Origin of the sequence: Euzebyella marina (genome assembly GCF_014855515.1) — a bacterium.
GTDB lineage: Bacteria > Bacteroidota > Bacteroidia > Flavobacteriales > Flavobacteriaceae > Euzebyella > Euzebyella marina.
Map to the genome: position 1 here is coordinate 167,114 of NZ_JACYFK010000001.1, position 13,095 is coordinate 180,208.

General features: G+C 37.9%; 9 protein-coding genes and 1 tRNA gene. 8 read left to right on the forward strand and 2 right to left on the reverse strand.

Features of this window, described 5'->3' with window-relative positions:
- Window positions 1-10 precede the first annotated feature (10 nt).
- A complete protein-coding gene (locus tag IL356_RS00655; RefSeq protein WP_225621355.1) occupies window positions 11-1,363 on the reverse strand; it encodes an undecaprenyl-phosphate glucose phosphotransferase in 1,353 nt (450 codons plus the stop codon).
- A gap of 551 nt (window positions 1,364-1,914) precedes the next feature.
- Here IL356_RS00655 and IL356_RS00660 point away from each other — a divergent pair.
- The 5 genes from IL356_RS00660 to mobB all read left to right on the forward strand — a co-directional run bounded on the left by IL356_RS00660 (window position 1,915) and on the right by mobB (window position 8,419).
- Window positions 1,915-3,279, forward strand: coding sequence for a methylmalonyl-CoA mutase family protein (locus IL356_RS00660; RefSeq protein WP_121847706.1), 1,365 nt, complete (start codon window positions 1,915-1,917; stop codon window positions 3,277-3,279).
- A 28-nt stretch (window positions 3,280-3,307) separates the two neighbouring features.
- Window positions 3,308-5,425, forward strand: coding sequence for a methylmalonyl-CoA mutase (scpA, locus tag IL356_RS00665; protein ID WP_225621356.1), 2,118 nt, complete (start codon window positions 3,308-3,310; stop codon window positions 5,423-5,425).
- Window positions 5,426-5,587: 162 nt separating this feature from the next.
- Window positions 5,588-5,664, forward strand: a tRNA-Arg gene (locus IL356_RS00670).
- 1,142 nt (window positions 5,665-6,806) lie between these two features.
- Window positions 6,807-7,391 (forward strand): BfmA/BtgA family mobilization protein, encoded by a 585-nt coding sequence (locus IL356_RS00675; protein WP_121847704.1) that lies wholly within the window; start codon window positions 6,807-6,809, stop codon window positions 7,389-7,391.
- 5 nt (window positions 7,392-7,396) lie between these two features.
- Entirely contained in the window at window positions 7,397-8,419 is a 1,023-nt protein-coding gene (gene mobB / locus IL356_RS00680; RefSeq protein WP_121847703.1) for a MobB family relaxase, read from the forward strand.
- Between the two features lie 159 nt (window positions 8,420-8,578).
- On the opposite strand, the gene IL356_RS00685 is transcribed toward mobB, so the two are convergent.
- The gene (locus IL356_RS00685; protein ID WP_121847702.1) at window positions 8,579-9,067 is read right to left on the reverse strand and encodes a hypothetical protein; all 489 of its coding nucleotides are present in this window, start codon (window positions 9,065-9,067) and stop codon (window positions 8,579-8,581) included.
- Window positions 9,068-10,175: 1,108 nt separating this feature from the next.
- On the opposite strand from IL356_RS00685, the gene IL356_RS00690 reads away from it, so the two are divergent.
- The 3 genes from IL356_RS00690 to IL356_RS00700 all read left to right on the forward strand — a co-directional run bounded on the left by IL356_RS00690 (window position 10,176) and on the right by IL356_RS00700 (window position 13,087).
- Window positions 10,176-11,852, forward strand: coding sequence for a tetratricopeptide repeat protein (locus tag IL356_RS00690; protein ID WP_225621357.1), 1,677 nt, complete (start codon window positions 10,176-10,178; stop codon window positions 11,850-11,852).
- Window positions 11,853-11,948: 96 nt separating this feature from the next.
- Entirely contained in the window at window positions 11,949-12,215 is a 267-nt protein-coding gene (locus IL356_RS00695) for a transposase (RefSeq protein WP_121847699.1), read from the forward strand.
- A gap of 95 nt (window positions 12,216-12,310) precedes the next feature.
- The gene (locus IL356_RS00700) at window positions 12,311-13,087 is read left to right on the forward strand and encodes an IS3 family transposase (protein ID WP_121847698.1); all 777 of its coding nucleotides are present in this window, start codon (window positions 12,311-12,313) and stop codon (window positions 13,085-13,087) included.
- Window positions 13,088-13,095: the final 8 nt, after the last annotated feature.

Consider the following 13,095-nt stretch of genomic DNA (forward strand, 5'->3'; position numbering starts at 1 on the left):
CTTTACACTACTAATAGGCCTTTTCCTCTCCGGCAAAGACATTATATGCTGTCATGTAGATAATTCTTAAATCCAATCCCAAAGTCCATTTTTCTACATAAAGTACGTCTAAACGGATTCGATTTAAGATATCGCTCTTTTTTTCAACCTCTCCCCTATAGCCTCTAATTTGTGCCAAACCCGTAATGCCAGGTTTCACAAAATGTCGAACTAAATATTTATCTACGGAGGTTTGATAGCCTTCTGTGTGCAATTCCATATGAGGTCGAGGGCCTACTACGCTCATATCACCTAAAAACACATTAATAAATTGTGGTAGTTCGTCGATACTGGTTTTTCTAATAAACTTACCGACCTTGGTTACGCGCATGTCATTCTTGGTGGCCATTTTGGAATCAGATTCCGAATTATTCGCCATCGAACGAAACTTATAGCACCAAAAAACGCGCTTTTTATATCCATGCCGCTTTTGCTTAAAGAACAAAGGGCCTCGTGATTCGGATTTGATTAATATGTACATCAAAGGCACCAACCATGACAACACAAATATCATGACCAAAGAAGAAAAAATCAAATCAAAAATACGCTTAATTACTCGTGAATAGTCCGTATCGAGGGGGACCCTACGAATGTTAAGCACCGGTATTCCGTCATACATTTCCAAGCTCATCGAGCGAGTAAAAACTTCTTTATTATCGGGAATAATCTTAAGCTTTATCAAGTTGTTATCGGCAAAATCTATAAGACGTTGAAGTTCAGATTGGGAAAATTTAGATGCAAGACAATACACTTCATCTATATCATTTTTTGTAATATAGTCAAAGCACTTTGATATTTCTCCTAAATAGGTTGGACTCACCGATGGGCTATCATCAAAAAAACCTTTATATCGATAGCCTAGGTAGGGATCGTCAAAAACCCTTCTAATTTTCTTTAAATTTTTATCTCGTCCAATAGCTAATACGTTCACATAGTTCCCCCCCATAAATCGGTATTTTCTTAAAGCCCAATAAAAGAAGACTCTATATATAGTTAAGAGGAGAAAGATTATCAATAATATCTTAATATGATATACTACTGATATCGCAACCGTGGTACCAAAGCCAAAAATCGCAAAATAGCATAGTCCAAATAAGGTATAAAGGTTGAACATCTTATGGATGTTCGTAAAGAAGTTCTCTTTTCGCTTGGTGGGGTAAAAATCAAGAGCACTGGTTATCAAAAGCCAAGAAAAGTTGTAATATAGAGCATTCAACCCCTGAAGGTAGGTATCGGGAGTAAACAAGAAAAGGGTTCCATTCACTATTAACAAATGTATGAGAATGGAGGCCGGTATAATTAATGCTGAACGCTTGATAGCCATAATGACTTATTTTTATACAACTATTCCGCTTAAATCAAAAAAATCTAGATTGAAACAAATTCATTGAAAAGAACACAACCAATTCGTTCATTTTACCGTTTAATCGATTTTCTTTAATTGTTAGCAATTGAACGTTCATAATTCTCATAAGCAAAGGCTTAGATTTAAGATTTTTGGCTAAATTTCTTTTTCCGAAATGATAGCCTTAACCGGTACGAAGATATATAGGCTAAGGAAAAAAAGATGAAATTATTCTTTAAAAAAAAGTATATTATTTTGATTTTATGATATAAAAACACCTGCTTATATCCATATTCGTTAGCTTTATTAGAAATTGCTCAATCACATTTTTGTTCATATTTCTATCAAATTTAAATTATTGTATTTCAGCGGACTAAATATTATTAATTTTCTAGATTAAGCGTTCAATTGTATAGAACAAAGGAAAATTGCGGTAATTAATTACTCCAGAATATGACTCTAAATCGGTTTATTTTCTCTATAAACAACCAACTGACCTAAATCCCTAATCGAAACATAAAAAAGGTATCATGTTCAAAGAATTCCCTCCCATCTCTGAAAAACAATGGAAACAAAAAATTCAATATGAGCTTGAGGGAGCCGATTACAATAAAAATATGGTTTGGGAGTCTCGGGAAGGCATTATGGTCAAGCCATTTTATCATCAAGACAGTACCGCATATCAGAAATACAAAATTGAGCTAAAACCTAAAAAATGGAATACCTGTCAAACAATCGATGGTGAAAATGTAGATCAAGCTAAACAGTCGATACTTGCAGCGCTAGAGAGCGAAATAGATAGTATATGGATTCAGAACATCAAAAAGTATGAAGATTTAGAAAATCTATTAGCCGACATTAAAATCTCTAAAACAAAAATTCATCTCCAACTATCCAGCTTTTCACTATCGGCTCTAGAAAAAATTAAACGCTTGCCCAACCATGAGCAAATACTTATCCACTTAGACCCTATTTCTGTTTTGGCCCAAACCGGCAATTGGCCCGAAGGCAATCTAAATTGTTTAAATCAGTTTTCAGAACTTCTGGTAAACTCACATGACTCAGAACTATCACATCACCTTTCGATAGACACCTCATTGTACAAAAACGCTGGTGCAACTATTGTTCAACAATTGGCGTATTCACTAGCTCACACGACCGAATACTTGAATTTAATACCGAAAGAGTATTTCAGCAAACCAACATTTAGAGTTTCTTTAGTAGGGAACTATTTTTTCGAGATAGCCAAAATAAAATCACTACGACTACTTTGGTCTCTTCTCGCCAAAGAATTTGAGGTTGAAGAAAATTGCCAAATTGTCGCAACATCCTCAAAAAGAAACAAGACATTATTTGCCCAAAACAATAATTTATTACGTACTACTTCCGAATCAATGGCTGCCATTTTAGGTGGTGCCAATACCATATGCACCCAGACCTATAATCATTTCAATCAAAGATTTGATACAGACGCCGAGCGCATTGCCCGTAATCAATTGTTTATCTTAAGAGATGAAAGTCACCTTACCGGAAAGAACGACCCGGTTGATGGTTCGTATTACATACAAAGTCTGACCGAACAATTCACCCAAAAGGCACTATTACTTTTTAAGCAAATAGAAAAATCAGGCGGCTTTCTCGAGCATTTAAAAAAAGGGCTCATCCAGAAAAAAATTAAGGAAAGTGCAGAAAAGGAACAATTGGCTTTTGACAGGCAAGAAGAAATACTTGTCGGCTCGAACGCCTTTTACTCTGAGTCGGAACCCATGAACTTACAGGTTGATAAAAATCCGTTTCGGGAAAAAAGAAATATTAAAACCCTGATTGAACCAATTATTGAATATCGGTTGTCAGAAAAAATGGAAAAGAAAATTATTCATACAGAGCGCAACTAACTTCTCTTTTACAATTTGCCTAAAAATATTGAAACCTAGAAAAGACATACAACATCTAAATTTAGACCAACTACTAGCTGATAAGGGAAATCAGAAAGAGACCAAACAAGCTTTTGAGCATGTTAATTTTGCAGCAGGGTTTCCTCCTTTTCTTCGTGGCCCGTATACTACCATGTATGTTAACCGTCCGTGGACAATTAGACAATACGCCGGATTTTCTACCGCTGAAGAAAGCAATGAGTTTTATAAGCGAAATTTACAAGCCGGTCAAAAAGGGCTCTCGGTGGCTTTCGACCTTGCCACTCACAGGGGTTACGATAGCGACCACGAACGTGTCATCGGTGATGTGGGCAAAGCCGGCGTGGCCATCGATACGGTTGAGGACATGAAAATTCTATTTAAGGATATTCCCCTAGATGATATTTCCGTCTCAATGACCATGAACGGTGCCGTTTTGCCTATTATGGCATTTTACATCGTAGCTGCCGAAGAGCAGGGCGCAACCATATCGGCGTTGAGAGGAACCATTCAGAACGATATTTTAAAAGAGTTCATGGTTCGCAATACCTACATTTATCCTCCAGAACCGAGCATGCAGATTATTTCACATATTTTCAGTTATGTCAATCAACAAATGCCCAAATTTAATGGGATAAGCATCTCTGGCTATCACATGCACGAGGCAGGTGCCACGGCTGAATTGGAACTTGCCTATACTTTGGCCAATGGACTGGAATATTTGAGAACCGGTCTAAAAGCAGGTCTGAAACTAGATTCTTTTGCTCCTACATTATCTTTCTTTTGGGGAATTGGAATGGACCATTTTACTGAAATTGCAAAAATGAGGGCGGGTAGAATGCTTTGGGCCAAGCTTGTCAAACAGTTTGACCCTAAGAATGAAAGATCAATGGCGTTGAGAACCCATTGCCAGACAAGCGGATGGAGCTTAACCGAACAAGACCCCTTCAATAATATAACGAGAACTACAATCGAAGCGGCAGCGGCCGTTCTGGGCGGTACCCAAAGTCTACATACCAACGCCTTAGATGAGGCTATTGCCCTACCCACCGATTTCTCCGCCCGCATTGCTCGAGACACACAGCTTTTTCTATTGCATGAAACAAAAATTGCAAAGACAGTGGATCCTTGGGCGGGCAGTCATTATGTGGAAGGATTGACCCTTGAGCTTGCAACAAAAGCTTGGACTTTAATTGAGGAAATTGAAGATTTAGGAGGAATGACCAAAGCCATAGAAGCCGGAATTCCAAAAATGAGGATTGAGGAAGCTGCAGCGAAAAAACAAGGTTTGATAGATAGCGGTCAAGAGATTATTGTAGGAGTCAACAAGTTTCAAACAGATAGTGCCAAGGAGATAGAAATTCTTGAAATAGACAATGGCAAGGTTCGAGAGAACCAAATAACAAGGCTCGAACAAATTAAATCAACCAGGAACACCAAAGATGTTGAGGAAGCGCTACAGAACCTGACTCGAGCCGCAAAAAAATCAATACATCGAATAAATGAGGAGAAGAGCCCAATCGACGAAAATGAAAATTTGCTAGCTTTAGCAGTAAAGGCGGCCAGAGCTAGGGCTACTCTTGGTGAGATAAGCAAAGCTTTAGAAGATGTATTTGGAAGACATACTGCCCAAAATCAATCAGTAATGGGAGTGTATAAAAAACAGACGGAAAACGACGAGAATTATAAGAAGGCGGCAAGCCTATCAGACCAATTTGCTGAATTAGATGGCCGAAGACCTCGCATTCTCATAGCGAAAATGGGTCAGGACGGTCATGACAGGGGCGCACGAGTAGTTGCCTCCGGATATGCAGACTTAGGCTTTGACGTAGATATCGCCCCTCTTTTTCAAACTCCGAAAGAAGTTGCGAAACAGGCAATGCAAAACGATGTTCATGTAATAGGCATTTCCTCATTGGCCGGTGGCCATAAGACATTGGTGCCTCAATTAATTGAAGAACTTTACTCTGTTGACAGAGCGGATATTTTAGTAGTGGTTGGCGGAATTATCCCCAAACAAGATCATGACTTCTTGTTCGAGGCGGGTGTCGATTCCATTTTTGGGCCAGGAACCAAAATTGCAGATGCAGCCATCGAAGTTTTAGAACAATTGATCCGTAACAGCTAAAAATCAAGCACTTCATCCATTTTAACAGGCGATTCAAAAAGTTTGGCTTTTTTGCCCTTTCCAAATCTATATTTTTTAGTAAGTTTGCACGCACATTTGAAAAACGGTCTTTAATGAGTCATTTTTCACTTTAAAACAAACATTCAGACCATTACAATATTCGGTCGCGTAGCTCAGCTGGATAGAGCATCTGCCTTCTAAGCAGACGGTCGAAGGTTCGAATCCTTCCGCGATCACCAGTAATCATAGGGCCTCGGAGAGTTTTACTTTCTGAGGCTTATTTTTTTGCAAACAATTTGCAAACAGGGATAAATTTTAACGTTTTTAACAAAAATTGTAGGTATTTGTCTCAAGTTGAAGGTTCTTGTTGAAAAAGTTGAATCAAAATTTCTAGGGAAGTACTTTTAATTTAGAATAATGGAACGAGTTTCCCATCCTGTATTTTTGCCTTTAAAAGTAATGTGTCACCATTTTGGTATAATAATTCTTGAAGGTTCACATTGTTGATTTTATTATCAAAATAAAAATCAACCACACGATGTTCTCCTTTTAAATTCAACAACTGTTTTTCTCTGTATTGATTTATAGAATCCTTGTCCTTTGAACCCAAATCAAAAAGACTAACTGATTTAGTGATTCTATAGGATTTTCCCTTAAGCCCCTTTTTATCCGTAGATACATTCCCTATATTGGATAATATACACGTTTTAAAGTTTATGGGATAGGAAATACCATCAACTTCAAGAAGAGTTTTAGGGTTTCCTTTGATGTAAAATAGGGGGGCTCTATAAATATCCTTTTTCTTTGAAAGAAAAGGATATAAATTTCATGATTCTCTTGCCAAGACAAAAGTTATTACCGAGACTAAATTAGATTAGGAGAACAAAGCTTCCGTATTATAATTGTCTTTTCCGTTATGTTCCCATTTCTGTCAAAGAGGATACCAAGCCTCATTCATATGTAAAATCTACCTTGGTTGTTGGACAACAAGAAAATGAATAAAATTGAATATATTTATAAAGTGTCTTGGAACACAAATAGTACGGCATTGATTATTTGATTTGACTTTCCAAAAGTCCGTACAAACCAAAGAATATTTATGTGGCAGCTGATTTTCAATCAAGCTGTATTTATTCGGTCCCGCTTGCGGGACGAAGGAATAGCAAGAGGGTGATGCGCAGATTGCGCCATCACGGTTGTTTTCAGGTATTCAACAAGTTGAAAACCAGTTGATTGAATGGATTTTGGAATACTGCGCAAAATCAGGGGCTACAGTAGACTTTTCCAAAATCTACAGTAAACCCTTTGGGAAGCCCTGTAAACACTGAAGATTTTTGACGAAAAAATTGACGCAATTTCACTAAAAAACAAAATCGCACCTATGGAAAAGCAAAAAAACAATGATAGAGCAAATAAAGGAACCGGTGGTTATTCCAATATCACAATTAGGAAAGAAACGGCCACACGTTTTCGGACCTATTCCAAAAAGTTCAGCAAATCCCATAGCGAGGTATTGGATGGAATGGTACACTACTTCAAGGAGAACAACCTTGAACCTTTTGGGGAGGGAACAAAGATTATTGTTGACAGTATCAAAAAATTGGAGCGTCAAATGATGAAAAAAATCGATAGGCTCATCGCCATTATCAAGAACATGGAAAAGACCAGTATCCGGCCCACCTATGAAATGATACTGATACTTTATGAGGCCTATGTAAAAATTGGGAGGAAAGCGAGACGGGAACCCGTCAAGATACAAGAAGAGCGAAAGGATTTTTTGGAGCCTAGAAACACTGTTCCGAAAACAGAGCATGATAGAATGTTGCAAGAATTCAAAGAATACAAAAAGCGTTGTACTGAAATCATCGATAATGTGGAAAAGGTGGAGCCAATGATGGGAAAGCCGTACTTGAAAATAAATATGGGCATTGGTGATTTTGAAAGCCTGAAATATCAATTAAGATAACGCTCATGTACCTAACCATCTCAGCACAGAAAATGGGAAGTACCTACAACTCCAGTGTAGGGAACTATGTGGACTATCTGGAAAAGGAAAACGAGGATAGATTGCCCGAACAAAGGGAAGAGTTCTTTGACCAAGAGAACGACAGCTTAAGCCCTCAAACGGTCATCGATGAAATAGATGCCAATACGGCCAAGCTTAGGCAGAAAGACCCAAAATTCTACTCCATAGTGGTCAGTCCCAATAAAAGGGAATTACAGGCTATTGGAAATGACCCAAACCTGCTAAGGGAATACACAAGAAAGCTCATGGAGGACTATGCCAAGAGTTTCCATCGTAACCAAGAGGTCAAGGCCGAGAATCTGAAATATTATGCCAAGATAGAGCATGAACGCACCTATCGGGGCTTTGACAAACAGGTACAGGAAAATGCACCCTACCGAGGGGAGATAGCAAGGCTCAGGAACGAGATACGGAAAGTGGAACGGGGCGAAACCATCGGGAATGTCAATGAGCTTGAAAAGAGGATCAAAGAGCAAGAAAGATTGGCCCCACATAAACAGAACGGACAAATGGTGGCTGGCGGAATGCAAAAAGAGGGGCCACAAACCCATATCCATATCATAGTCAGTAGAAGGGACGTGACGAACACCTATACGCTTTCCCCAATGGCGAAGCACAAAGCATCCGAAGTGGAACTGAACGGAAGGACGGTCAGGAGGGGATTTGATAGGGACAGTTTTTACCAATCGGCCGAAAGGACCTTTGACAGGACAACAGGGTTCAAGAGGAACTATGTGGAATCCTATGTTGGGAGAAAGGCTCATGCCAAGGAACCGGGGAAGTTCTTTGCCAAGGTGATGGGACTGCCCACCAAGGAAAAGGACATGGCCTTCAAACTACTAAAAACAATGGGGGTCAAGGCTCCCAGTATACCGACCAATAAAGTACAGATGGCGGCCAAGATCATAAAGGCCCTTGGAAGAGGTATTGACAAGGCTAGGGGTACGGGTGAGGATATGGGTTACTGAAATCCAAGAGGTAGGTTGCGCCCTATCGGGTTTTTGCTTTACGCTTATCTACCGGACCACTACAAAAACCCGATAGGATCCATGCGCAAAAGTTGGGGGTAAGATTTGGGACGCTTACATCGCTAAACATGGCTTCGTTCGCTTTAATAGCTTTATTATTCAATTTGCCCAGTGTTCTCTAAATTGTTTCCACTCACTTTTTTCAGTCTGCCAATCATAATAAATAGAAATGCCATCCACTAATTTGATTGAGTCATTTACAATTAAAATACTTTTTTTAATTGTTTGAAGTGTATTTGGGATATTTTCAATTTTAAGATTACGAAATTCCCTTAATTCAGGACGGTTTACAAATGTTCCTATCGATACTAAAAATTGGGTGCTGGAGTTCTGGTTTTTTAGTTCTTCGATATCTTTTATTTGACTCACACAATTATTTTCAAAAATATTCTGAGAGTTTATATGGGTGTCATAAAACAAAAATGAAAGTTGGTCAATGTATTTTATTAATATCGTAAGTTCTTTGATTGTGGTTTTGCGTTTCCATGGCTTGGTGTCTGGGGAAGTTGCAACTACAACAGTTAAAATAAATGCATCAGGTAATAAACTACGTAACTGTTTATGGAAATTGTTTACATTTTTTGGCATATTTGATTTTGTCGTCTAACTCTTCTTCTTGAATATTTGCATCCAAATAAGGATTTCATTTTATAATACACTCAAAGTCAAGGTGAATTCTCGGTGTTCCGAGGAAGGAAACTAATTTTTCAGTGTCCTTAAGCGCCTTATTTACCCAAATAGAGTCTTGAAGAAAGACAGTTTTATTTTGTACCCCACCTAACCATGGAAGAATGACGATTTGAGGATAATATTTTTGAAGCTTTTTATGCTCTCTTGAGCAGTTTTTGAAAATGGATATTTTGGCAAATGACCATTCCTCTTATAAGGTCCGGCAAAGAGGTAAACGTATTTTACTTTATTAGATTTTAGTAGTTCGACATATTCTACTAAATCTGTGTCGGATAATTTTTTTCCATTACTTGGCTTGAAACCCCTCAGATAAATACTTTCAGCCCATTTAAATTTTGCGTAAGGAGACTTAACTTGAATTTTCCGAACAATTTTCTTAATGTCATTATCATATACATATAAATATGATTTTCGATTAGAACCTAAGTAACTTAGATATTTCCCCGATATTGACCATTCCAACGGGGGAATCGCACTATTGGAAGGTGGTAGTTCTACCTCGGATTTTAGAAGCGTTTCCAAGTTGACTTTATATAAATGAAAAAGCAATGATTTTGGATTAAACTCTTGAAAATATATTTCTTTACTGTTGGGGTGCCAGGTTAGAGATAACTGAGTAAAGGAGGAGCTATCAATTTTTATAATTTCTGAATCTAATAAGCATTTTTTAAAAAGTTTAAAATATGAATCCTTTCTACTTTTAAGAAGGATTGATTTCCCATTTGGAGAAATGCTTACATAGGATATTGCTCATGTAAGATTTTACTATACCGAGCAAACCCAGTTGAATGGGATGAATTGGAGCATCCAATAATAATTGATAATAGGAAAATTAACGAGTAAAATTTTGGAAAAAAGAATCTAATAGAATTTTCTTACATTAGGTGATGTGTAGTTATACAAAATTGATTTAAATATATATAATCTTTTAATTTTTTAGTTGATGGCTTTAAAAGCAATATCTAAACATTTACTTAGGCATATATTGTTTTCGATTGTTTGTTTCATGATTACGGGATTTAGTTACTCGCAAACGCAAAATTTCTCGGTTAAAGGCATAGTTAGGAATACTATAGGTGAACCTATGGCTAACGTCAATATTAAGATAAAAGGAACTCCAAGTGGTACACAAACCGATAGTAATGGACGATATCGAATTGAAATTAACCGTAGGGAGGTGTTGTTGTTTTCGCATATTGGATATGAAAACTTAGAAAAATTGGTTGAAGCTGAGACCCAAGACCTGAATATTCAAATGGAAATTGGTACTACTGAACTTGATGAGGTGGTTTTGGAAAAGAAAAAATCTCATTCTCAAAAGTCCATGCTCGAAAATTATATGTTAAATCCAAATCTTATAAAGACAAGATTGGGCATTATTGATAAGGACAGAATGTCTTATCCGATTCAAATAATTCAAGGTTCGGACTTAATTACTGCAGGGCCTGATTTTTTGTATTCCCTCAAATCTTTCTATCCTAGAATGGAGGTTGTAAGGGAAGATGGACATGTCAAGGTATTTTTACAAAAATTAAGTTACAGTGAGCCAAAAAATGCAGCAATTTTCGATGTCGATGGAATTATACAGGAAACAGCACCCACGTATCTTCATGCCAATGATATAGAAAGGATTGCTGTGCTGGTTAGAGGTGCCGCCGCCGCAAGATACGGTCCGCAAGGTTCTCAGGGTGTTATTATTGTTAATACGAAAGGCCAGGCAAAGATAGATGACATGGGCGTAGATAGGAGATATAATAATGAAACCTTAAAGGACAGTTTAATAAGTGCGGTCAATACAGTCTCTATGTATAGAAATACTCTACCAAACGTTATCTGTGGATTTGAACGGGCTGACTCGAAAGACATGGCCATAGAACTATACCAATTGAAAATTGCCGAGAACGTGGACAATCCATACTATTTTCTAGAGTCTTCCAGATACTTTTATGACAAATGGGGAGATTTGGATATAGCTACCGAAATTTTAGGACGTGTCGAGACTGATTTTTCAAAAAACCTTCCTGTCCTGCGAGCAGTGGCATTTTATTATGAAGAGTTTAATGCTTATAAAAGGGCCATTTCCGCATATTGCAAAGTTTTGCGCCTTCAACCAAAGATGGCCCAGTCATATAGGGATTTGGTCAATTGCTATGCCGAAATCGGAAATTACCGTGTTGCGGTATATTACTATGTGAGGTATAAAAATATGCTTAAAGTTTTACCCGAAAATGAAGTGGAGAGCTTAGGGGCAGATTACCCATTCGAAATGGAAGTTGAGAAAATAATGTCAAAATGGAAGGGGCTTAATATAAATAACCACGTAAAGTCAGTAAGTTCAGACAACCAAGTAAGAAGATTGGTCCTTGAATGGAATGTTTCCAAAATTGATCTAACATTTCAATTCAAGAACGATTTAGGGGGTTATGATGATTGGTCAAATTTTGATAATCCCGAGATGAACAAAAACGGATATTTATATCAAGATTTTTTCTTTGATGTAGAAACGGGGGGTAAATGGATTGTTAATATAAAGAATCTTAAAAATAATACCTTTTCTCCATTTATATATATAAAAGCCACATCTTACAACAATTATGGTCTACCGAACCAAACCAAAAATGAGAAGGTTTTTAGGTTCGGCGAGGATGTAGATAATGTACAATTATTTATTATTGATATCTAGTCTTGGCGATTTTAAAATTCATATCGCACTGTAGCCTTCCCTAAAAATAGGACAGTTTAAAATTCAGATTTTCTAACTTTAAATTTTAACTGTCACATGAAAAAAACCAAGTTTACAGAGAGCCAGATCATCAAGGCTTTAAAGGAAAATGATCAAGGAAGAAGTACTGCGGAAATTGCCCGGGAACTGGGCATAGACAAGAGCACTTTTTATTACTGGCGAAAGAAGTATGGCGGGATGGAGACCAGCCATTTAAAACGTCTCAAAGAGCTGGAGGAAGAAAATTGCAAGCTCAAACAGATTTATGCCGATGCCGGTCTGGATATCAGAATGCTCAAAGATGTCCTCTCAAAAAAGTTCTAGGGCCTTCCGACAAACAACATCGCGCAAGTTATCTCATAAAACAGTAGGAGGTATCGGTAAAGCGGGCCTGTTGGGTGTTAAGCCTGACACGCTCAATGTGGTATTACCGCAGCAAAAAGGATGACAAGGAGGTAATTGACAAGCTCTCCGGGCTGGCAGCAGCCTTACCCACCCGTGGATTTGATGAGTATTACAAGCGTATCCGTCGCGAAGGCCTTCAGTGGAACCGTAAACGTGTCTTAAGGGTTTACCGGAGCATGAAGCTCAAATTTAGACGCAAGCATAAAAAGCGGATGATTTCCAGGGTCAAACAGGCACTGGAAGTTCCGTTGCATCTCAACGAATGCTGGAGTATGGATTTTATGGCAGACACATTATCCGATGGCAGGAAGGTGCGTATTTTGAACGTAATGGATGATGGTAACCGGGAAGCCCTGGCTGTGGATCCTGCGCTGAATTATCCAGCCAGAAAGGTTGTTGAAACCCTGGAACAACTGGAGGAAGAGATTTGCCTTCCAAAAACTATACGCTGTGACAATGGACCGGAGTTTCTCTCCAAGACCTTTAACCAGTGGTGTAAAAGAAAAAGAATCGAGATCAAGTTTATTCAGCCAGGAAAACCAATGCAAAATGGCTCTATTGAAAGACTTAATAGATTTCAGAGGGAAGATGTCCTAGATGCTTACTGGTTTAATGATCTATACCAGTTAAAATCCTTATCCAACAAATGGAAGATAGATTATAATAACAATCATCCGCATCAATCCCTAGGAGATAAATCACCAAAGGAATTTTTAGCGAGATCAATAGATGATTTCAATGAAAAACCAGAATCATTTAATCAAAAAATACTGAATTTAGAGTTGTCCTAAAAAGGGTA